Source organism: Streptomyces sp. NPDC059696, from assembly GCF_042733745.1.
Classification (GTDB): Bacteria; Actinomycetota; Actinomycetes; order Streptomycetales; family Streptomycetaceae; genus Streptomyces.
In genome coordinates this window covers 21,026-42,573 of record NZ_JBHWFG010000016.1, presented here as the reverse complement: position 1 = coordinate 42,573, position 21,548 = coordinate 21,026, and the positions used below count along the sequence as shown (strand labels likewise).

Genomic DNA, 21,548 nt, shown 5'->3' with positions numbered 1-21,548 from the left:
TGCCGGACAGGGGTGACAGTCCGGGGTTCGTGGGGGACCAGGTGCCCGCACGGGTTAGCGTGGTGGGCCGACGGCGGGCCGCACCGGCTCGCGTCGCCCACGAACGGACAGCAGGGGGAGACATGCGGGCCGGAGCGGCGTCTTGAGGCTGCTGCACACCTCCGACTGGCATCTCGGCCGGGCCTTCCACCGGGTGAACATGCTCGGCGCCCAGGCCGAGTTCATCGGCCACCTCGTCACCACCGTGCGGGAGCGTGCCGTGGACGCCGTGGTCGTGTCGGGGGACGTCTACGACCGTGCCGTGCCGCCGCTCGCCGCGGTCGAGCTGTTCGACGACGCCTTGCACCGCCTCGCCGACCTCGGGGTGCCGACGGTGATGATCTCCGGGAATCACGACTCGGCCCGCCGGCTGGGCGTCGGAGCCGGGCTGATCGGGCGGGCCGGCATCCACCTCCGGACCGAACCCGCGGCGGCCGGCACCCCGGTCGTGCTGGCCGACGCCCACGGCGACGTCGCCTTCTACGGGCTGCCCTACCTCGAACCGGCGCTGGTCAAAGCCGAGTTCGGGGTGGAGAAGGCAGGGCACGAGACCGTGCTCGTGGCCGCCATGGACCGGGTCCGCGCCGACCTCGCCACGCGCCCGCCCGGCACCCGCTCCGTCGTCCTCGCGCACGCCTTCGTCACCGGCGGCGAACCCAGCGACAGCGAGCGGGACATCACCGTCGGCGGCGTCGCCGCGGTGCCGGCCGGGGTGTTCGACGGCGTCGACTACGTCGCCCTCGGGCACCTGCACGGCTGCCAGACCCTCACCGACCGCGTCCGCTACTCGGGCTCCCCGCTGCCCTACTCCTTCTCGGAAGCCGTCCACCGCAAGAGCATGTGGCTGGTCGACCTGGACGCGGACGGCTCTCTCGCCGCCGAGCGCGTCGACTGCCCGGTGCCCCGCGCCCTGGCCCGGATCCGCGGCACGCTGGAGGACCTGCTCGCCGACCCCGCCCTGGCGCGGCACGAGGAGGCGTGGGTCGAGGCGACCCTCACCGACCCCGTCCGCCCGGCCGACCCGATGGCCCGGCTCGCCGAGCGCTTCCCGCACACCCTCAGCCTCGTCTTCGACCCCGACCGCGACGAGGACGAGTCCGAGGTGTCCTACGCCCGGCGTCTCGCCGGCCGCAGCGACCAGCAGATCGCCGAGGACTTCGTCGCCCATGTGCGCGGCACCGGGCCCGACCCGCACGAACAGGGCGTGCTGCGCGACGCGTTCGACGCGGTACGGGCCGACGAGAGCGTGCGGGAGGTGGCCCGGTGAGGCTCCACCGGCTCACGGTCACCGCCTTCGGCCCCTTCGGAGGCACCCAGACCGTCGACTTCGACGAACTGTCGAGCGCCGGGCTGTTCCTGCTGCACGGACCCACCGGCGCGGGCAAGACCTCCGTCCTGGACGCCGTCTGCTACGCCCTGTACGGCTCGGTGCCGGGCGCCCGGCAGGGCGGCGGCCAGGGCACGGCCCTGCGCAGCGACCACGCCGCACCCATGACCCGCACCGAGGTCACCCTCGACCTCACCGTCGCCGGGCGCCGCCTGGAGGTCACCCGCCAGCCGCCCTGGGAGCGCCCCAAGAAACGCGGCACCGGCACGACCCTGGACAAGGCCCAGACCTGGCTGCGCGCGTACGACGCGACGGCCGGGGCCTGGAAGGACCTCAGCCGCTCCCACCAGGAGATCGGCGAGGAGATCACGCAGCTGCTCGGCATGAGCCGGGAACAGTTCTGCCAGGTCGTGCTGCTGCCGCAGGGCGACTTCGCCCGGTTCCTGCGCGCCGACGCAGAGGCCCGCGGCAAACTGCTGGGCCGCCTGTTCGACACCCGCCGCTTCGCCGACGTGGAGAAGCGCCTCGCCGAGCGGCGCCGCACCACCGAGGCCCGGGTGCGCGAGGGGGACGCGGAGCTGCTGGCCGACGCCCACCGCATGCAGCAGGCCGCGGGCGACGCCATGGCCCTGCCCGAACTGGCCCCGGGCGAACCGGGGCTCGCCGAGGCCGTACTGAGCGCCGCCGCCGTGGCCCGCAGCACCGTCCGCGAACAGCTCACCGTCACCGCGTGCACGCTCACCGCCGCCGAGTCCGCGCAGGCCGCCGCCGGCCGCGTCCTGGACGAGGCGCGCGAACTGGCCCGGCTCCAGCGGCGCCACGCGCAGGCCCGGGAACGGGCGGCGGCCCTGGAACAGGGAGCCGAGGCCTACCGGGAGGCCCTGGCGCTCATGGAGCGGGCCCGCAAGGCCGAAGCCGTCGCGCCCGCCCTCGACCTGCGGGAGGCCGCCGAAGCCGAACACCGCCGGGCGGCGGCCGCGCAGGAGCGGGCGCGGGCCCTGCTGCCGGAGACCTTCGCCGACGCCGGCGCGGCCGGGCTCGCCGCCGCCGCGCGCAGGGCCGCCGAGGAACTGGGCGGGCTCGACTCGGCCCGCCGCGCCGAGCGACGCCTCGCCGAACTCCTCGACGAGCGCACGGGCCTCGACCGCCAGGACCGCGCGGACGCCGACCTGCTGCAGGACGCGGAGGGCTGGCTGGACGGCTGGGAGGAGCGGCGCACCGCGCTCCAGGCCGGTGTCGACTCCGCGCAGCAGGCCGCCGCCCTCGCCGAACAGCTCGCCGTGCGGCGCGAGCCCGCGCAGCAGCGGCTCCGGGCGGCCCGCCTGCGCGACCGGCTCGCCGAGGACACGGACCGTGCCGCCGAACGGGCGCGCGCCGCGCGGGACGAGACGCTGCGGGCCAAGCAGCACTGGCTCGAACTCAAGGAGCAGCGCCTGAACGGCATCGCCGCCGAACTGGCCGCTCACCTCGCCGACGGCGAACCCTGCGCCGTCTGCGGTGCCACCGAACACCCCGCCCCCGCCCGCAAGGACGCCGGGCACGTCGACCGGGAGGCGGAGGAGCGGGCCCTCACCGCCTACCAGCGGGCCGACGAACAGCGCGCCGACGCCGAGCGGAGACTCGGGGACGCACGGCAGGCGCTGGCTGCCGCCACCGCGGAGGCCGGTGACACGCCCACCGACCGGCTCGCCGAGGAAGCGGAGGAGCTGGAGGAGCGGTACGCGCGGGCCCGCGGCGCCGCCGCCGACCTCCACGCCGCCCAGGAGCGGCTGCGGCAGGCCGGGCAGGAACACGAACGACGCCTCGCCGCCCGGCAGGAGACGGCCGTGCGGACCGCCTCCCGGATCGCTCACCGGGAGCGGCTGGACCGCGAACGGGCCTTGCTGGAGGAGGAACTGGAGCGGGCGCGCGGCTCCCTGGACAGCGTCGCCGCGCGGGCCGCGCAGCTGGAGCGGCGCACCGCGCTGCTCACGGACGCCGCCGACGCCGCACGCGTCGCCGACGACACCGCCCAGCGGCTGAAGGACGCCGACGCCCGGCTCGCCGACGCCGCCTTCCGGGCCGGCTTCGAGACGCCGCAGGCCGCGGCCGCCGCCCTGCTCGACCGTGCCGCCCACCGCGAGCTGCAACACCGCCTGGACGCCTGGCAGCACGAGGAGGCCGCCGTACGGGCCGTCCTCGCGGAGGCCGAAACGGCCGCGGCGGCCGGTGAGCCGCAGGCCGACCCGGACGCGGCGCAGCGGGCCGCCGACGAGGCGGCCCGGCGGCTGCGCGACGCCGCCTCCGCCCATGACGCCGCGCAGCGGCGCTGCGCCGACCTCGACCGCCTCTCCGCCCGGGCGGCCGCCTCCGTACGCCGGCTGGCGCCGCTGCGGGAGGAGTACGACCGCGTCGCCCGGATGGCCGGCCTCGCCGCCGGTACCTCGGCGGACAACGAACGCCGGATGCGTCTGGAGTCGTACGTCCTGGCCGCCCGGCTGGAGCAGGTCGCCGCCGCCGCGACCGTACGGCTGCGGCGGATGTCGTCCGGCCGCTACACCCTCGTCCACTCCGACGACCGCACCGGGCGCGGCCGCAGCGGGCTCGGACTGCACGTCGTCGACGCCTGGACCGGCCGTGAACGCGACACGGCGACCCTGTCGGGCGGGGAGACGTTCTTCGCCTCGCTCGCCCTGGCGCTCGGCCTCGCGGACGTCGTCACGGACGAGGCGGGCGGGGTGCGGCTGGACACCCTCTTCATCGACGAGGGCTTCGGCAGCCTCGACGACCAGACCCTCGACGAGGTCCTCGACGTCCTCGACTCCCTGCGCGAACGCGACCGCAGCGTCGGCATCGTCAGCCATGTCGCCGATCTGCGGCGCCGGGTCCACGCCCAGCTCGAAGTGGTCAAGGGCCGTTCCGGCTCGGCACTGCGGCTGCGCGGCGCCGGCTGAGGTCAGCGGCCCAGGGGGCGCCGGGGGAGGGGCGAGGAGTACACCACGCTCGTGGTCACCGAGCCGAGCGCCCCGATCTTGCCCGACACCTCCTCCAGGTGCCGCATCGAGCGGGCCGTGACCTTGATGACGAAACAGTCGTCGCCCGTGACGTGGTGCGCCTCGAGGATCTCGGGCGTCACCGCGACGAGGTCGTGGAAGGGCTTGTAGTTGCCGTTCGGGTAGCGCAGACGCACGAACGCCAGGATCGGCAGGCCCAGCCGCTCCGGGTCGACCACTGCCGCGTAGCCCTGGATCACCCCGGCCTCCTCCAGGCGGCGCACCCGCTCGGTGACCGCGCTCGCGGACATGGACACGGCACGGGCCAGCTCGGCGAAACTGGCCCGGCCCTCCCGCTGGAGGACGTCGAGGATGCGCCAGTCGGTGGCGTCCGGGGAATACGCGGTCATGGCCGAGGGATAGCAGGGGAATCCCCGGCGGATCAAGCCGACTGCCGGGGATCAACGCTTCTGGAGCGCGCCGGACGGCCGTAGTTTTCTCGGCATGACCACCACCGTGAACCCCGTCCTGCGCGTCGCCCCCGCCGCTCCTGCCGCGGCCGCCGCCCACTTCCGCGCCGCTCTCGCCTTCCACACCGACGTGTCCGACGTCGCCGCCGCCCTCGCCGCCGGCGGTGACCCCGGCTTCGTCCTCGTCGACTCACGCTCCACCGAGGCGTGGGACCAGGGCCACGTCCCCGGCGCGCTCCACCTGCCGACCGCGCTCGTCCCCGAGCAGGCCGCGCAGCTCCTGGACCGGGCCGTGCCGGTCGTGACGTACTGCTGGGGCCCGGGCTGCAACGGGGCCGCCCGTGCGGCCCTCGCCCTCGCCGAACTCGGCTACCAGGTCAAGGAGATGCTCGGCGGCTTCGAGTACTGGGTGCGCGAGGGCCTCGAGTTCGAGACCTGGCAGGGGCGCGAGCGCCGGGCGCCGGACCCCCTGACGGCCCCGGTGGGTGCCGGCGACTGCGGCTGCTGAACCCCCGCTCCGGTGACGTGAGTTGACCCTGTAGGTTCGTGCGCCATGGTGCGATACGCGGAGCCGGGCGCGGTGCGGTGGGTGGAGTCGGGCGGCGGGCCCCTGATAGCGGTTCCGGAGACCGTCCTGCCGTTCTGGGCGGGCGCGGGCGGCGAGGAGACGGCCTCGGACTACGACCGGGCCTGCGAGGTGGACGGTCACGTCGGCCTCCTCCCGGTCGGCGACTCCACCGCGCTGGTCCTCGGTGACGAACCCGCCGCGACCGCCTACCTGCCCGGCCACGGCGTGTTCGTGCGGTGGCGGGCCGGCGACTCCGAGGGGGAACTGCTGGCGAGCGTGGAGCCGGCCGTCGACGCCGCGCACTGGGAGCCGGAGGTGTACTGGGACGTCCCGGGCGCGGTCCTGCTGTTCGACGCCGCCTGGCCCGGCACCGGCCTCTGCGGGTCCGACCAGGCGCGGGTCCTGCTGGAGCCGGGCAGATACGCGGTCCGTGCGGCCACGGCCCAACCGGGCCCGGAGACCTGGCTCGGCCTGGTCCGGCTCCGGTTGCTCACCCCGAGGTAGGGCGGGCGCGCCCCGGCCGGCCGGAGAAAACCGCGTGCACGGACCGGCCGCTTCCGATCACGATGAACCCATGCCCCGCCTTCCCCACCCCGCCCCCGAGGAACTGCGCCGCGACCCCATGCCGTTGCGCGGCCGTACCGCTCTCGTCACCGGCGCCAGCCGCCGCGGCGGCATCGGCCACGCCGTGGCCCGCCGCCTGGCCGCGTACGGCGCGAGCGTCTGTCTGCACCACCACGTTCCGCACGACGCCGAACAGCCCTGGGGCGCGGACAACCCCGAGGACGTCCTCGCGTCCGTCCGCGAAGCGGCCGGCGACCCCGCGGCCCGGATCGTCGCGGGCCCCGGCGACCTGGCCGACCCGGCCGTGCCCGCCGAGCTCGTCGGCAGGGCGGCCGACGCCCTCGGCGGACGGCTCGACATCCTCGTCGCCAACCACGCGCAGAGCGGGTTCGACGGCGCGCTGGACGAGATCGACGCGGCGATGCTCGACCGCCACTGGTCGGTCGACACCCGTGCGGTCCTGCTGCTCGTCCAGGCACACGCCCGGTCGAGGCCGCCCGGCCCCGGAGGCCGCGTGATGATGATGACGTCCGGTCAGGACATCGGGGGCGGTATGCCGGGAGAGATCGCCTACGCCCTCCAGAAGGGCGCCCTCGCCTCGATCACCCGCTCCCTGTCGACGGCGCTCGCCGAACGCGGCATCACGGTCAACACCGTCAACCCGGGCCCCGTGGACACGGATTACCTGACCGGCGAGGTCTACGACGCCGTCGCCGCCCGCTTCCCCTCGGGCCGGTGGGGCATGCCCGACGACCCGGCCCGCCTCATCGCCTGGCTCGCGACCGACGAGGCGGGCTGGATCACCGGCGAGGTCATCAACTCCGAGGGCGGATTCCGCCGCTGATCACAGCGCCGACAACTCGTCCACCAGGTCGTCCAGACCGAGCGAGCCCTGCGACAGCGCCGCCATGTGCCAGGCCTTCGGGTCGAATGCGTCGCCGTGGCGGGCGCGGGCGTTCTCACGGCCCAGCAGCCACGCCCGCTCGCCGAGCTTGTAGCCGATGGCCTGGCCCGGCATGGACAGGTAGCGGGTCAGCTCGCTCTCCACGAAGTCCGCCGGCCGGCTGCTGTGCGAGCCGAAGAACTCCTGCGCCAGCTCGGCCGTCCAGCGCTCGCCGGGGTGGAAGGGCGAGTCGTCGGGGATCGTCAGCTCCAGGTGCATGCCGATGTCGATGATGACGCGCACGGCCCGCATCATCTGCGCGTCCAGGTAGCCGAGCCGGCGCTCCGGGTCGGTCAGGAAGCCCAGTTCGTCCATGAGGCGCTCCGCGTACAGCGCCCAGCCCTCGGCGTTGGCACTCACCATGCCGACGCTCGCCTGGTAGCGGGAGAGGTCCTGCGCCACGTGCTTCCACTGCGCCAGCTGGAGGTGGTGGCCCGGCACGCCCTCGTGGTACCAGGTCGACGCCAGGTCGTAGACCGGGAAGCGCGTCTCGCCCATGGTGGGCAGCCAGGTGCAGCCCGGGCGGGAGAAGTCGTCCGACGGGGGCGTGTAGTAGGGGGCCGCGGCACTGCCCGGCGGGGCGATGCGCGACTCCACCCGGCGCACCCGCTCGGCCAGGTCGAAGTGGGTGCCGTCGAGCGCGTCCATCGCCTCGTCCATGAGGCTCTGCAGCCAGTCGCGGACCTCGTCGACGCCCTCGATGTGCGTGCCCTGCGCGTCGAGGTGGGCCAGCGCCTCCCACGGCGTGCCGGCGCCCGGCAGGATCTTCTCGGCCTCGGTCTTCATCTCGCCGAGGAGGCGGTGGTACTCGGACCAGCCGTAGGCGTACGCCTCGTCCAGGTCGAGGTCGGTGCCGTTGAAGTAGCGCACCCAGCGGGCGTACCGCTCCCGGCCCACCACGTCCGGCGCGCCCTCGATCGTCGGCGCGTACACGTCCCGCATCCAGTCGCGCAGCCGGACCACGGCCTCGGTGGCCGACCGGGCGGCGGTGTCCAGCTCGGACCGCAGGGAGTCGGGGCCGGCCGCCGCGTACTGCTCGAACCAGCCGTGGCCCTCGCCATCGGCGTCGGCCCACTCACCGAGCTGCGTCACGAAGGTGGCGGTGGCGCGGGGGCCGCCGTACAGCTTGCGCTCCAGGCCGAGCGCCAGGGACTCCCGGTAGCCCTCCAACGCGGCCGGGACGCCGCGCAGCCGCTCGGCGATCGCCGCCCAGTCCTGCTCCGTCCGCGCGGGCGTCACGGTGAACACCCGCCGCACGGCGTGCGCGATGGAGCTCAGGTTGCTCACGGACCGCAGGCTCTCGTCGGCCTCGTGCACCGCGAGTTCGGCGCCGAGCCGCTCGCGCAGCAGCCGCGCGCACCGGCGCTCGATGTCACTGTCCGCACCGGGCAGCCGCTCGGCCTCGTCCAGCCGGGCCAGCGTCCGGCGCGCCAGCTCGGCCAGTGCCTCCTGGCCCGCGGGCGAGGTGTCGGGCAACCTGCTCGAACTCTCCGCGTCGCCGAGGTACGTACCGGTGATCGGGTCGAGGGCGACGAGCTCGTCGACGTACGCGTCGGCGACCTCACGGGGCAGCGGGCTCTTGATCTCAGACATGCGGCCATCCTCGTACGAGGGACCGCGCACGTCACGCGGATTGAGCCGAGGGCGAAGGCGGCAGCAGCGGGCCGCACTCCCACTGCTGGAAGATCAGCCGGGTCTCCACCCGGGCCACCTCCCGCTGCGACGTGAACTCGTCCAGCACCAGCCGCTGCAGATCGGCCATGTCGGCGACCGCGACATGCACCAGGTAGTCGTCGGGACCGGTCAGGTGGAACACCGTCCGCGATTCCGGCAGGGCCCGGATGCGCTCCACGAACGGCCCCACCAGTTCCCGCCGGTGCGGCCTGACCTGCACCGACAGCAGGGCTTCCAGCCCGCGCCCCAGCTTCGCCGGATCCAGCTCCAGCCGGTGCCCGAGGATCACGCCCGAGCGGCGCAGCCGCGTCACCCGGTCCAGGCACGTGGAAGGCGCCACCCCGACCTGCGCGGCGAGATCCCGGTAGGTCGCCCGGGCGTCGTTCTGCAACAGCCGCAGCAGATGGAGATCCACCGGATCCAGTACGACAGATTCAGCCATCGGCCGAACGTAGCACGGGGTTCGCAGTCGGCAGCCCGGCCGATGTTCACCCTTGCCCACCATGGACATGGACACAACGAGCACGCGCGCCCACGACGACGTACGCACCGCACCGCGAGCCCTCGCCACCGAGGCCGTGCACGCCGGGCGGGACGACCTCGCCCGCCAGGGGCTGCACGCCCCGCCGATCGACCTGTCCACCACCTACCCGTCCTACGACAGCCGCGGCGAGGCGGCCCGCATCGACGCGTTCGCCACCACCGGCGCCGAGCCGGACGGCCCGCCCGTCTACGGACGGCTCGGCAACCCGACGGTGGCCCGTTTCGAGACGGCCCTGGCCCGGCTGGAGGGAACCGAGGCGGCGGTCGCCTTCGCCAGCGGCATGGCCGCGCTCAGCGCCGTCCTGCTCGTGCGCGGCTCCATGGGCCTGCGGCACGTCGTCGCGGTACGCCCCCTCTACGGCTGCAGCGACCACCTGCTGACCGCCGGGCTGCTGGGCTCGGAGGTGACCTGGACCGACCCGGCCGGCGTCGCCGGCGCCCTGCGGCCCGACACCGGACTGGTCCTGGTCGAGTCCCCGGCCAATCCCACCCTCGCCGAGGTCGACCTGCGCGCCGTCGCACACGCCTGCGGTTCGGTGCCGCTGCTGGTGGACAACACCTTCGCCACGCCGGTCCTCCAGCGCCCGGCCGAGCACGGCGCCCGGCTGGTCCTGCACAGCGCGACCAAGTACCTCGGCGGGCACGGCGACGTCCTCGCCGGTGTGGTCGCCTGCGACGAGGAGTTCGCGGGCCGGCTGCGCCAGGTGCGCTTCGCCACCGGCGGAGTCCTGCATCCACTGGCCGGGTACCTGCTGCTGCGCGGCCTGTCCACCCTCCCCGTCCGGGTCCGGGCGGCCTCCGCGACGGCGGCCGAACTGGCCGGGCGCCTCGCCGCCGATCCCCGGGTCGCCACGGTGCACTACCCGCGCATCGGCGGCGCGATGGTCGCCTTCGAGGTGGACGGCGACCCGCACGAGGTGATCGCCGCGGTCCGCCTGATCACCCCGGCGGTGAGCCTCGGCAGCGTGGACACCCTCATCCAGCACCCGGCGTCCATCAGCCACCGCATCGTCGACGCGGACGACCGCAGGGGAGCCGGCGTCAGCGACCGGCTCCTGCGCATGTCGGTGGGCCTGGAGGACGTCGAGGACCTCTGGTCGGATCTGGACGCGGCCTTGGGACGACGCCCCCGAAGGGGCGCGGGGAACTGCGCGAACAACCACAACGAGCCCGCAGTCGCCCACTGAGGTGCACCCTTACGGCGCGGAGGCGCTGCCCAGCTCCTCCGCCGCCGTCACAACCGCCTCACCCAGCCGCGCCGTGATGACCAGTGTCCCCTCCTCGACCTGGTAGTCGAGAGGCAGTCCCAGTCCCCGCATGGCGGCGACCATCCCCGTGTTGGACGACTGCGTCACGGCATACACACTCGAGCACCCGGCATCGACTGCCATCCCCACCAGCCTGCGCAGCAACTCCGCCCCGACCCCCCGCCGCTGCCAGGCGTCCTCGACGAGCAGCGCGACCTCCGTCTCGTCCCCGTCCCACAGGAGGTGACCGAGCCCGACGATCCGCCCGGAGGCCGTCTGCACGGCGAGCGTACGGCCGTAGCGCGGACTGAGCAGGTGGTTGAGGTACCGGTCGGCGTCACGGACGGGCCCGTGATAGCGCTGCTTCAGCGTGCGCGGCGAGCACCGCTCGTGCATCGCCCTGGCCGCTTCGAGGTCGCGTGTGTCGGCCCGCCGCACGGTGATGTCGCTGCCCTCGGCGAGCGTGAACACGTCCTGCCCGTGCGGCAGCCGGGGCCCGAGCCGGGCGTCCAGTTCGACCAGGGCCCTCGCCCGGGCGAACTCGGTGGGGGTGAACGGCAGATACGGCCGTTCCACGATGATCACGCCGCCTTCCGGAGCGCGCAGCCGCATCACGGTGTCGTCGAGGGCTCCCTCCACGGAGAGGTCCCCGGGCGCCCGGTCGGCACCGGCCGGGGCCGGCCGGGAGCGGATCGTGCAGCGACCCAGCAACTGCCGCAGCGCGAGGGGGAGTTCCGCCGAGTCGAGGGCGGTGCGGGCGGCGAGCCCGAGGACCCGGGTCGGCGCGTCCACCAGGTCGTGGGCGTCGGCCCGCTCGATCCAGGTGTCGGTGCCGCCGGCCGAGCCGACGGCCGTGGTGATCGCGGACGCCGGCAGATCCGCCGGGCCCCGCAGCAGGAACTCGTCGACCGTGCCCTCGGCGAGCGGGTGCGTCTGGAGGCTCACGATGTCGACACGCTGCCCGGCCAGGGCGCCGCACAGCGCCGCCAGTGACCCCGGTTCCTCCTGGACCGTGGTCCGCATCCGCCACAGGGTGTGCGCCCCCGGCACCGTTTCCGGCGCCGGGGACCCGGTATCACTCGTCGGCGGCGCGTCTTCCTGGCGTCGTGTCCGCCAGGCCTGGAACGCCGTCGCGATCCGCTGCCACGAGGTGGCGGGGCGGCAGTTGTCGTCGGTGTGCGTCACATGGGTCACTTCTCGCGTCATGCACCCACTGTGACCGAGCGGTGTTGCGTGATCGCGAACGCATTGTGACCGGCGGGTAAAGGAGCCATTGTGCCCCTTTTGTCGACGCTTCAAACGTTGCGCTCTGTGCCTACTGACCGACGAGCCCCGGCTGGAGCGTCTTCGTGAACAGCACGGAGCCGTCCTGCTCCCGCAGACGTACCGTCAGCTCACCGCTGTGACCGTCGATGTCGACCTCGCCGAAGAACTGGTATCCCCCGTCGGGGGAGACGTTGGCGGTGACCGGGGCCTTCACGAACACGCGGTCCGGGCCGAAGGTGCCGTCGAGCGCGTTCGCGGGGAAGGCGCCGGCGTTGAGCGGGCCCGAGACGAACTCCCAGAACGGCTCGAAGTCGGTGAAGGCGGCCTTCGACGGCTGGTAGTGCTGCGCCGAGGTGTGGTGCACATCGGCCGTGAGCCACACCGTGCCGGTGATCCGCCGGTGTTTGACGAACCGCAGGAGTTCGGCGATCTGCAGCTCGCGTCCGAGCGGCTCGCCGGGGTCGCCCTGCGCGACGGCCTCGATGGCGGGCCCGTCCGGGACGACCAGCCCGAGCGGCATGTCGGAGGCGATCACCTTCCACACCGCCCGCGACCGGGACAGTTCCCGCTTGAGCCACTCCAGTTGCTCACGGCCGAGGATGCCCTGCGGGTCGGTGGTCTGGGCGTCGGACGAGTTCGCGTTGCGGTAGGTGCGCATGTCCAGGACGAACACGTCCAGCAGCGGGCCGTGGTGCTGCACGCGGTACACCCGGCCGCCGGGCCGGCGCAGCGTGGAGATCGGGAAGTACTCGGAGAACGCCCGGCGTGCGCGGGCGGCGAGCACGTCGACGTTCTTCTCGGTGTACCGGGTGTCGGTGAGGATCTCGCCCGGGTACCAGTTGTTGACGACCTCGTGGTCGTCCCACTGGACGATGGACGGGACCCGGGCGTTGAAGGCGCGCAGGTTCTCGTCCAGCAGGTTGTAGCGGAAGTTGCCGCGGAACTCCGCCAGCGTCTCGGCGACCTTGGCCTTCTCCTCGGTCGTGACGTTGCGCCAGGTCCGCCCGTCGGGCAGGGCCACGGTCTCGGCGATCGGGCCGTCGGCGTAGATGTTGTCGCCGCTGCAGAGGAAGAAGTCCGGGTCGAGGGCGCCCATCGCGTCGTAGATGCGGTAGCCGCCGCGCTCCGGGTTGATGCCCCAGCCCTGCCCCGCGAGGTCGCCGGACCAGACGAACCGCACGCCGTCGCGGCGCTTGGCTGACGCCGTGCGGAACGTGCCGGTGACCGGCTCGCCGGCGCGGCGCGGGTCGTCCGGGTCGGCCAGCAGCACGCGGTAGTGGATCTGTTCGCCCGACGGCAGACCGCGCAGCCGGGTCGTTCCGGTGAAGTCGGTGTCCGGGCCCAGCAGCGGTCCGTGCCATCGGTGCGGGTCGCGGAACGACTCGGTCGCCGACGTCTCCACGATCATGCGGGCCGGGCGGTCCGAGCGCACCCACACCAGCCCGGAGTCGCGGGTCACGTCACCGGTCTGCACACCCCACCGCGCGACCGGGCGCCCGGAGCGTGCGAACGCGGGCGCCGCGCCGAGGGCGGTGGGCAGGGTCAGGGCGGCCGACGCGGCGAGGGAGCCCCGCAGGACGCTGCGGCGCCCGGGCGACGGACGGTGGGACTGGGACATGGATGCGCCTCCACGGACGGGATCCGGCCAAGTGTGCAGAGCCACACCTACTGGCATGTCACGGCGCACACACGAACCCCAAGTGAACAACTGCCCGCAGGGTGAGGGAACGCGCGAACCGGTCGGCTCATCAGGTCGCGGCCCGCGCCATGAGGCGCACGCCCTCGGCGATCCGCGCGGGCGGCACATGGGCGTAGCCCAGCACCAGCCGGACGTCCCCGGCGGTCCCGGCCGCGGCCGGCCCGGCCGGTGTGTGGGCGTAGGCCGAGAGCGCGCGCACCGCCACCCCGGCCTCCGCCATGCGCGCGAGGAACCGCTCCTCGGGCCCGTACCGGCGCGGCAGAGTGGCGATCACGTGCAGACCAGCGGCGATCCCGGACACCTCCGACCCCGGGAAATGCGCGTCCAGGGCGGCGACCAGCGCGTCCCGTCGGTCCCGGTAGGCACGCTGGCAGCGGCGCAGCTGACGGTCGTAGTCGCCGCGCTCCAGGAAGCGGGCGAACAGCGCCTGGTCCAGGGCGGGGTGGCCGAGATCCATCGTCCGCTTGCGTTCGACGACCTCCTCCGTCCAGGACTCGGGCACCAGCAGCCAGCCCAGCCGCAGGCCCGGCGCCAGGGACTTGCTGACCGAACCGGTGTAGGCCACGTGGTCCGGGTCGAGGCCCTGGAGCGCGCCGACCGGGGCACGGTCGTACCGGAAGTCACCGTCGTAGTCGTCCTCCAGGATGATGCCGTCCACGGACCGCGCCCAGTCCAGCAGTGCGGCCCGCCGTTCGGCCGAGCAGGCGATGCCGGTGGGGAACTGGTGCGCCGGTGTCGTCACGACGGCCCGCACGCCGGACGCCCGCAGCGGTTCCAGGGCGACACCCTCGTCGTCCAGCGGCAGCGGTACGGCGGTGACCCCGGCCGAGGCGTACAGCGCGTCGTGCTGGGGACTGCCCGGGTCCTCCACGCCGACCGTGCGCAGCCCGCGCGCGTGCAGCGCGAAACCGAGCAGGGTTGTCGCCTGGGCCACGCCCGAGACGACCACGATCCGCTCGGGGTCGGCCACCACGCCGCGTCGCCGGGCGAGCAGTCCGGCCAGTGCGGTGCGCAGCCTCGGCAGCCCGCGGGGGTCGGGGTAACCCAGCTCCTGGTGCGGCAGTTCCCCGAGCACGGCGCGCTGCGCGGCGGCCCACGCCGTGCGCGGGAACAGCGCCAGGTCCGGTGTCCCGGGCACGAAGTCCGCGCGGGTGCCGGACGCGCGCGGAGCGAGATCGCGGGCCCGTGGCCGGACGGCCCGGACGGCCGCGCCCACCCACGTGCCGGCGCCCCGGCCGCTGCGCAGGTACCCCTCGGCCGTCAGCTGCTCGTAGGCCTCGGTGACCAGCCCGCGCGAGACCCCGAGGTCCGCCGCGAGGTCACGGCTCGACGGCAGCCGGGTGCCCGGCGTGAGGCGGCCCGAGCGGACCGCCTCACGCAGTGCCGCCTGCAGGGAACGGCCACGCGTGCGTGCCGGTGCCGACGCGGCGGGGAGCAGCAGTTCCCAGGCGGCGGACGCGGAGCCGTCACCCGGGTCGCTCTCAGGTGGCCTCATGAGGGGAGACCTTAGAGGCTGTGTCCCCCCGAACGGTCAGCGGCTGCCGTCGAGGACGACCCTGGCCACCAGCGCGGGGTCGTCGTTCATCGGGACGTGACCGCAGCCGGGCAGCCGGACCAGCCGGGCCCCGGGGATGACGCCCTTGGCGCGCACGCCCTGGCGGGGGATGAGCAGCCGGTCCCGGTTGCCCCACGCCACGGTGACCGGGGTCCCCACGATGTCCTCGGTGAACTGCACGGTCCGGCCGGAGCGCAGGGTCTCGGAGAAGCCCTGGGCCCGGGCCAGCGCGAGCGTCTCGGCGACCACCGCCTCGGGCGAACGGCGGCCCGGCCGGGCGTAGATGGTGCTCGTCAGCAGGGTACGGCCGAGGGCCGGGCGGGCCAGCCGTTCCACCAGCGGCGGCGGCATCCGCCGGGCGATCTGCCGCATCGTGCTCAGCACGGTGAAGGCGTAGCGGCGCTCCGCCTCGTTCCAGAACCCGGCCGGCGACAGGGCGGTGACCGAGCGGACGAGCCGGGCCCGGGCCAGGTCGAGTGCGAGCAGGCCGCCCAGCGAGTTGCCCGCCACGTGCGGCCGTTCGATCTCCAGCGCCCCGAAGAGTGCCGTCAGGACCGCGCTCATCGTGGGCAGGTCGTGCGCCATGCCGTCCGGGAGCGCCGGTGACTCGCCGCAGCCCGGCAGGTCCACGGCGATCACGTCGCGTTCGGCCGCGAGCGCGGGGATCACCGGGTCCCACACCTGCCGGTGGTGGCCGATGCCGTGCAGCAGGAGCAGCGGTTCGCCGCGGCCCCGGCGCGTGTAGGACAGGGTCACGCTCTGCTCGCCCCGAGCGGAGGGGACTTCGAAGGAGACGGTGGCGGACATGGGGTGCTCCTCGGCTGTACTCGCTGACGGACGCCTTGGGGGGTCCTTCCACTGAGACAGCTTGTCAGCAATTGCTACCGGCGGGTAGCCCCAAGTTTCATCACCCTCGTCGTCCGGACGCTCAACGCGCCCGCCGCACCTCCAGGTTGAACTCCGCGTGCCCGAACGTCCGGAACAGCTCCGCCCACAGGGGCAGCCACATCTCCACAGCGCGGGCCGCCCGGATCCCGCCGAGGTCGAGCACGCGCTCCGCCGGCCAGCCGAACTCCCCGAGCAGCGCCGTCACCTGCTCCTTGGCCTCCGGGTCGTCACCGCAGACGAAGACGTCGTGCTCGCCCGGCACACTGGCCGGATCGACCATCACCCGGCAGTTGACCGTGTTCAGCGACTTCACCACGCGCGCGTGCGGGAACGCTCGCTGGATCTGCTCGCCCACACTGTCCGACTCGACGGGGGACAGGCGCAGCTCGCCCTCCTCGAACGCCAGCGGGTTGGAAACGTCCACCAGGACCTTGCCGTCGACGTGCTCCGCGCCCGCCGCCTCCAGTGCGGCCAGCGCCACCCGACCGCCGACCGCGTTCACCACGACCTCGCCGAACTCCGCCGCCTGCGCGAACGTCCCCGTGCCGGCCCGGGGGCCCGCGGCGGCGGCCCACTGCACGGCGGCCGTGTTGTCCGGGGTGCGCGAACCGAGCCGCACCTCGTGCCCCAGCTCCACCAGCCGTCCGCCGAGCGTGCGCCCGACCTGCCCCGTGCCCAGCACCGCGTACCGCATCGCCACCTCCGCAAGCCGTCGTCGCCGATCAACGGCGCCCTGTCGGCCATTCTGTCCGGGAAGGGCCGATTCCGCCTGGACAGGGCCGCACCGGTGGGCTGGGATGGAGCTCGTGACCACCGAGACCCCGACCGACGTGTTCGAAGCCCACCGTCCCGTCCTGCTGGGCGTCGCCTACCGGATGCTGGGCCGCGTGGCCGACGCGGAGGACGTGGTCCAGGAGGCCTGGCTGCGCTGGTCCGGCAGCGACCGCGGCGACGTGCGCGCACCACGCGGCTACCTCGTACGGATCACCACCCGCCTCGCCATCGACCGGCTGCGCCAGATCAAGGCCCGCGGCGAGACCTACGTCGGCCCCTGGCTGCCCGAGCCCTACGCCACCGACTTCGGCGACACCGTGCCGGACACCGCCGAACGGGCCGTGCTCGCCGACTCCGTCTCCCTCGCCGTCCTCGTCGTACTGGAGTCGCTGTCCCCGCTGGAACGGGCCGTGTTCGTGCTGCGCGAGGCGTTCGCCTTCCCCTACTCGGAGATCGCCGCCATGCTCGACCGCGGCGAACCGGCGGTGCGCCAGCTGGCCGGGCGGGCCCGCAAGCACGTCGAGGAGCGGCGTCCGCGCTACGAGGTCGACCCCGCCCGGCGCCGCGACCTGACCGAACGCTTCCTCGCCGCGGCGGCCGACGGCGACCTCGAGGGCCTGATGGCGCTGCTCGCCCCGGAGGTCCGGCTCGTCGGCGACAGCGGCGGCAAGTCGCGGGCGCCGTTGCGGGTCCTGCACTCCGCCGACAAGGTGGGCCGGTTCCTCGTCGGCGCGGCGCAGAAGAGCCTGCCCGGTCTGTCCGTGCGCTTCCTGGAGCTCAACGGCGGTCCGGCCGCGCTGATCCTGGCCGACGGCAGGCCCGACTCCGTCTTCCAGATCGACGTCGCCGACGGCCGCGTCCAGTCCGTCTACATCATCCGCAACCCCGACAAGCTGCGGTCCCTGACGTCCTGTTAGGCCGCCGATCGGCGGGCACCCGACCGGTGATGAACAGCCCGTGAACGTTCCCGGCCATTGGTCTTGACCAAGGATCAGGGCCGCCCTATGGTCGCAGAGAAGTGCAACAACCTTTAATAAACAAGGGCGCTAAAACGCCGCCGACCACGGCGATTGCGGAGGACAGGGTGGGGACCACGCAGCTGGAATCGGTGCAGGAACCGAAGTACTGGCATCTCAAGACGGTGCTCAGCGAAGCGCTCGACTCGGAGTTCGCGGTGGGCGAGATCCTGCCCAACGAGCGCGACCTCGCGGCCCGTTTCGGCGTCGCCCGCGCCACGCTCCGCCAGGCCCTGGAACAACTCGAACTCGAAGGCAGGCTGCAGCGCCGCCGCGGTGTCGGCACGACCGTCGCGCCGCCCCGCGTGGGCATCTCCCTCGGCACCGGCCCGCACACCTGGCCGGGCGGTTCCGAGGATGCCTGGCAGCCCGTCGACTGCGCGGACGCCGTCCCGCCGGGGAGCGTCGCGAAGGCGCTGGAGACCGGCCGCGACGAGTCCGTGCACATCGTGCGGCGCTCCCGCGTCTCGCACGGCCGGCCGGTGGCCGCGGAGCTGCTGTACATCCCGCAGTCCTCGGTGCCCGACCTGTCCGGCATCGACGCGCCGTCGGGGGCTGCACGGGCGCGCGCGGTGCTGCGCGAGCTGCAGCGGCTGGAGCTGGACCGGCAGGAGAACGCGGTGGAGCTGGGGTCCGCCGGGGCCGAGGAGGCGAAGGAGCTGGACCGGCTGCCGGGCGCGCCGGTGCTGGTGGTGACCACGCGGTTCGTCGCCGGGGGGCGGGTGGCCGCGCTGTCGGTCGCGACGTATCGGGCTGACACCTGCCGTCTCACCTTCGGTGACGCGGGGGGTGTGGAGATCGACGCCGGGCTGCAGAAGCAGGCGTCCTGAGCCTGGCGCCGTGTGGGTGCGGTCGTGGAGGGCTGCCGGCGCGCTGAGGCTCTTCGCGCAGTTCCCGCGCCCCTAGAGGGGGCGCTGCTCCACCGCGAAGAGTTGGTCCTCCACGTGGTCCAGGGCCAGGCGCAGGGCGCCCGTCGCCACGGCCGCGTCCCCCAGGCCGGAGAGGGTCACCTCCGGAGGGCGCAGGCAGTAGCGGGCCAGTTCCTGGCGGAGGGGGGCCAGGACGCCGTCCAGGCCCGCCGCCCAGCCGCCGATCACGACCAGCTCCGGGTCCAGGGCGAGGACCAGGGCGGCGACGTCGTGGACCAGGCGCTGGATGAAGCGGTCGACGGCCGCGCGGGCCCGCTCGTCGCCCTCGCGTGCCTGAGCGAAGACCTCGGCGACCGCCTGCTCGTCGAGGGGGTGCAAGGGCTCGTCCGTGGTGGACAGCAGCGTCTCGGGAGTGACCCCGCGGCCCAGCAGATGCAGTGCCCCGATCTCCCCGGCCGCCCCGCCGTAGCCCCGGTGGAGCCGGCCGCCGATCAGCGCCCCGGCGCCCGGGCTGAGCCCCGCCAGCACGAACACCACGTCGTCCGACTCGGTGGCCGCACCCTTCCAGTGCTCGGCGACGGCGGCGGCGTTGGCGTCGTTCTCGACCAGCACCGGGCACGTGAACGACCGGCCCAGCCGCTCGCCCAGCCGCAGCCCCGTCCAGCCCGGCAGCGCCGTGCCCAGCCGGACCGTGCCGTCGGCCTCGACGATCCCGGGCGTGGCCACGCCCACGGCCCTCAGCGAACCGCGGGCCACCCCGGCCCTCCGCAACAGCTCGGCGACCGCCCCGCGCAGCCGCTCCAGCCGCTCGTCGGCCCCGGCCGTCTCGGGCACCTCCTTGGCCTGCGCGCCGATCACCCGGCCGTCCAGGTCGGACAGCAGCGCCGCCACCCGGTGCGCCCCGATCTCCAGCCCCAGCAGGTGCCCGGCCTCCGCCCGGAACCGGAACCGCCGCGCCGGACGCCCCTGCCGCCGGGCGGCGCCCTCCTCGGCCGCCGTCTCGACGACCAGCCCGGCCTCGATGAGCCCTTCGACGACACCCTCGACCGTGGGCCGGGACAGCCCCGTCACCCGGGTGATCTCGGTCAGCGTCGCGCAGTCCGTGGCACGCAGCGCGTGCAGCACCACCGCGGAGTTGATCCTTCGCAGCAGCGAGGGATCCCCGCCGGTCAGCCGCCCCACCGTCCGTCCTCCCAGGTCGTGCGCGTGATGGCCGGATCGTACTTCGGCGGGGCGCACCCCGGCGAGGGGCGGGCACCGCTCGCCGATCAGCCCGGTGCCACGAACCCCGACTCGTACGCCGCGATCACCGCCTGGGTGCGGTCCCGCGCCCCCAGCTTGGCCAGCACCGCGCTGACGTGCGACTTCACGGTCTCCGTCCCGACGACCAGCCGGACGGCGATCTCCGCGTTCGACAGGCCCCGCGCCATCAGCCGCAGCACCTCCGCCTCGCGCTCGGTCAGCCGGGCCCGCTCCAGCACGGCCCGGGCCGCACGGTTGCCGCCGGTGTCGCCGTACTCCGCGGCCAGTTGCCGCACCGACGCCGGGAACAGCAGCGACTCGCCCTCGGCGATCAACCGCACCGCGTGCACGATCTCGGCCGGCCGGGCCCGCTTCAGCAGAAACCCGTCGGCGCCCGCCCGCAGCGCCTCGTACACGTACTCGTCGTTCTCGAAGGTCGTCACCACGAGGATCCGAGGCGGATCGTCGACCGTCCGCAGCAGCGCCCGGGTGGCCTCGATGCCGTCCAGCAGCGGCATCCGCACGTCCATCGCGACCACGTCCGGCCGCAGCCGCCGCACCAGGGGGATCACCGCCGCCCCGTCCGCGGCCTCACCGACGACCTCGATGTCGGGCTGGGCCTCCAGCACGGCCCGCAGACCCGCGCGCACGAGGGGTTCGTCGTCGACGAGGAGAACGGTGACCGGCATCGGGCCAGCGTAGATCAACTCAGCGGCAGTTCGGCATGGACCTGCCAGTCGCCCCCGTCGGGTCCGGTCCGGGCCCGGCCGCCGAGCAGGGCCGCGCGTTCCCGTATTCCGCGCAGGCCACTGCCGCGACCGGCGCCGGACACACCGGCGGGCAGCGGGTTGCGGACCGCGAGGACGACGGCGCCCTCGGCGACGTGGACGCGGACGCGCACCGGGACCGCGCCCGCGTGCCGCAGCACGTTGGTCAGCGACTCCTGGAGGATGCGGTAGCCCTCCCGGGACACCGGCCCGGGCACCGCCCCGACCGGGCCGGTCACCTCGGCATCGACCGTCGCCCCGGAGGCACGGGCGGACTCCAGCAGCCGGTCGGCGTCCGCCAGGGTGGGTCTGCCGCTCACCGGCCTCTCCGACTCGCGCAGCACCCCGAGCACCCGCTCCAGATCCTCCAGGGCGGCCCGGCCGGTCTCCTCGATGGCCTCCAGCGCGCGGTCGGTGAACGCGGGATCGCCCGCCGCCCGGGCGGCCCCCGCCTGCACGACGGCGACCGTGAGCGCGTGACCGATGGAGTCGTGCAACTCGCGGGCGATCCGCGTGCGTTCCAGCAGCTGTTCGGTGCGCTCCTCCAGCGCCGCCATCCGCTCGGCGTGCGACGGCCCGAGGAGGCGCCCCGCCAGAGCGGTCGTCACATGGCCCGACCCGACCACGACCACAGCGAGGAGCACCAACGGCAGGGGTGCGAGCACCGCGTACCACCAGTGGTGGCCCTCGACGCTCACGAATCCGTCGGCGGCGGCGCCCGGGCCGAGGCCCGCCGTCAGCAGGTCGACCGCCAGGAGCGGCATCTGGACGGAGACGTGGGCCACCGCCCAGCCGAGGCACAGCCGCGCCTCCAGCCACACCACGGTCCGCCCGCGATCGGCCCAGGTGACCGACGGGGTGGTCACGATCTCCGGGCTGTCGCCGGTGCCCTGCCGGGGCCCGGTCAGCAGCAGCCTGGCCTGAAACCCCTCCACGACCCGCGTGACGGGCACCAGGCCGGCGAGCCCGAGCAGCACGGCGGCCGTGACCTGCGTCCACCAGGCCTCCTCGACGAACAGCCACAGCGACGGCCACACGATGGCCACCACGATGTGCAGCCACCGCTTGTACGTCACCGCCCGCGTGAGCGGGCGCAGCATCCGGACCACCGCGCCATCGTGCCAG

Annotated in this window: 19 protein-coding genes; 8 read left to right on the top strand and 11 right to left on the bottom strand. The window is 74.3% G+C overall.

From position 1 onward, the window contains the following. Positions 1-142: 142 nt before the first annotated feature. Entirely contained in the window at positions 143-1,306 is a 1,164-nt protein-coding gene (locus tag ACFV20_RS18965; RefSeq protein ID WP_385658007.1) for an exonuclease SbcCD subunit D, read from the top strand. Beyond that, the gene (locus ACFV20_RS18960; RefSeq protein ID WP_385658005.1) at positions 1,303-4,299 is read left to right on the top strand and encodes an AAA family ATPase; all 2,997 of its coding nucleotides are present in this window, start codon (positions 1,303-1,305) and stop codon (positions 4,297-4,299) included. The genes ACFV20_RS18965 and ACFV20_RS18960 overlap by 4 nt, the downstream gene beginning before the upstream one ends. A gap of 2 nt (positions 4,300-4,301) precedes the next feature. Here ACFV20_RS18960 and ACFV20_RS18955 read toward each other — a convergent pair whose 3' ends face one another. After that, positions 4,302-4,748 carry an Lrp/AsnC family transcriptional regulator gene (locus ACFV20_RS18955; RefSeq protein WP_385658003.1) on the bottom strand — a complete coding sequence of 149 codons (447 nt, stop codon included), beginning with the start codon at positions 4,746-4,748 and terminating at the stop codon, positions 4,302-4,304. Positions 4,749-4,842: 94 nt separating this feature from the next. Here ACFV20_RS18955 and ACFV20_RS18950 point away from each other — a divergent pair, with 94 nt between their 5' ends. The 3 genes from ACFV20_RS18950 to ACFV20_RS18940 all read left to right on the top strand — a co-directional run bounded on the left by ACFV20_RS18950 (position 4,843) and on the right by ACFV20_RS18940 (position 6,784). Further along, positions 4,843-5,316, top strand: coding sequence for a rhodanese-like domain-containing protein (locus tag ACFV20_RS18950; RefSeq protein WP_385658002.1), 474 nt, complete (start codon positions 4,843-4,845; stop codon positions 5,314-5,316). Positions 5,317-5,361: 45 nt separating this feature from the next. Next, positions 5,362-5,880 carry an immunity 21 family protein gene (locus ACFV20_RS18945; protein ID WP_385658000.1) on the top strand — a complete coding sequence of 173 codons (519 nt, stop codon included), beginning with the start codon at positions 5,362-5,364 and terminating at the stop codon, positions 5,878-5,880. Between the two features lie 70 nt (positions 5,881-5,950). After that, positions 5,951-6,784, top strand: a complete 834-nt coding sequence (locus ACFV20_RS18940) for an SDR family oxidoreductase (protein ID WP_385657998.1) — start codon at positions 5,951-5,953, stop codon at positions 6,782-6,784. On the opposite strand, the gene ACFV20_RS18935 is transcribed toward ACFV20_RS18940, so the two are convergent. Both ACFV20_RS18935 and ACFV20_RS18930 read right to left on the bottom strand, forming a co-directional pair. Continuing rightward, entirely contained in the window at positions 6,785-8,476 is a 1,692-nt protein-coding gene (locus ACFV20_RS18935; RefSeq protein WP_385657996.1) for a DUF885 domain-containing protein, read from the bottom strand. 31 nt (positions 8,477-8,507) lie between these two features. Continuing rightward, positions 8,508-8,999, bottom strand: a complete 492-nt coding sequence (locus ACFV20_RS18930) for an Lrp/AsnC family transcriptional regulator (RefSeq protein WP_107457283.1) — start codon at positions 8,997-8,999, stop codon at positions 8,508-8,510. A gap of 67 nt (positions 9,000-9,066) precedes the next feature. Here ACFV20_RS18930 and ACFV20_RS18925 point away from each other — a divergent pair, with 67 nt between their 5' ends. Continuing rightward, the gene (locus tag ACFV20_RS18925) at positions 9,067-10,287 is read left to right on the top strand and encodes a trans-sulfuration enzyme family protein (RefSeq protein WP_385658290.1); all 1,221 of its coding nucleotides are present in this window, start codon (positions 9,067-9,069) and stop codon (positions 10,285-10,287) included. A gap of 9 nt (positions 10,288-10,296) precedes the next feature. Here the strand turns inward: ACFV20_RS18925 and ACFV20_RS18920 are convergent, their stop codons facing one another. The 5 genes from ACFV20_RS18920 to ACFV20_RS18900 all read right to left on the bottom strand — a co-directional run bounded on the left by ACFV20_RS18920 (position 10,297) and on the right by ACFV20_RS18900 (position 16,449). Then, complete coding sequence (locus tag ACFV20_RS18920) at positions 10,297-11,553, bottom strand: GNAT family N-acetyltransferase (protein WP_385657994.1); 1,257 nt, start codon at positions 11,551-11,553, stop codon at positions 10,297-10,299. A 109-nt stretch (positions 11,554-11,662) separates the two neighbouring features. Continuing rightward, entirely contained in the window at positions 11,663-13,231 is a 1,569-nt protein-coding gene (locus tag ACFV20_RS18915) for an alkaline phosphatase D family protein (protein ID WP_385657993.1), read from the bottom strand. A 130-nt stretch (positions 13,232-13,361) separates the two neighbouring features. After that, on the bottom strand, positions 13,362-14,807 hold the full coding sequence (locus ACFV20_RS18910; protein WP_385657992.1) for a PLP-dependent aminotransferase family protein: 1,446 nt from the start codon (positions 14,805-14,807) through the stop codon (positions 13,362-13,364). Between the two features lie 36 nt (positions 14,808-14,843). Next, positions 14,844-15,674 carry an alpha/beta fold hydrolase gene (locus ACFV20_RS18905; RefSeq protein WP_385657990.1) on the bottom strand — a complete coding sequence of 277 codons (831 nt, stop codon included), beginning with the start codon at positions 15,672-15,674 and terminating at the stop codon, positions 14,844-14,846. A 121-nt stretch (positions 15,675-15,795) separates the two neighbouring features. Next, on the bottom strand, positions 15,796-16,449 hold the full coding sequence (locus tag ACFV20_RS18900) for an NADPH-dependent F420 reductase (RefSeq protein WP_385657988.1): 654 nt from the start codon (positions 16,447-16,449) through the stop codon (positions 15,796-15,798). Positions 16,450-16,561: 112 nt separating this feature from the next. Here ACFV20_RS18900 and ACFV20_RS18895 point away from each other — a divergent pair, with 112 nt between their 5' ends. Together ACFV20_RS18895 and ACFV20_RS18890 are read left to right on the top strand one after the other, a co-directional pair. Continuing rightward, entirely contained in the window at positions 16,562-17,446 is an 885-nt protein-coding gene (locus ACFV20_RS18895) for an RNA polymerase sigma-70 factor (protein WP_385657986.1), read from the top strand. 167 nt (positions 17,447-17,613) lie between these two features. Next, a complete protein-coding gene (locus tag ACFV20_RS18890) occupies positions 17,614-18,375 on the top strand; it encodes a GntR family transcriptional regulator (RefSeq protein ID WP_385657984.1) in 762 nt (253 codons plus the stop codon). Between the two features lie 72 nt (positions 18,376-18,447). Here ACFV20_RS18890 and ACFV20_RS18885 read toward each other — a convergent pair whose 3' ends face one another. The 3 genes from ACFV20_RS18885 to ACFV20_RS18875 all read right to left on the bottom strand — a co-directional run bounded on the left by ACFV20_RS18885 (position 18,448) and on the right by ACFV20_RS18875 (position 21,532). Beyond that, entirely contained in the window at positions 18,448-19,596 is a 1,149-nt protein-coding gene (locus tag ACFV20_RS18885) for an ROK family transcriptional regulator (protein ID WP_385657983.1), read from the bottom strand. Between the two features lie 86 nt (positions 19,597-19,682). Beyond that, complete coding sequence (locus tag ACFV20_RS18880; protein WP_385657981.1) at positions 19,683-20,345, bottom strand: response regulator; 663 nt, start codon at positions 20,343-20,345, stop codon at positions 19,683-19,685. A gap of 14 nt (positions 20,346-20,359) precedes the next feature. Further along, on the bottom strand, positions 20,360-21,532 hold the full coding sequence (locus tag ACFV20_RS18875) for a sensor histidine kinase (protein ID WP_385657979.1): 1,173 nt from the start codon (positions 21,530-21,532) through the stop codon (positions 20,360-20,362). Positions 21,533-21,548: the final 16 nt, after the last annotated feature.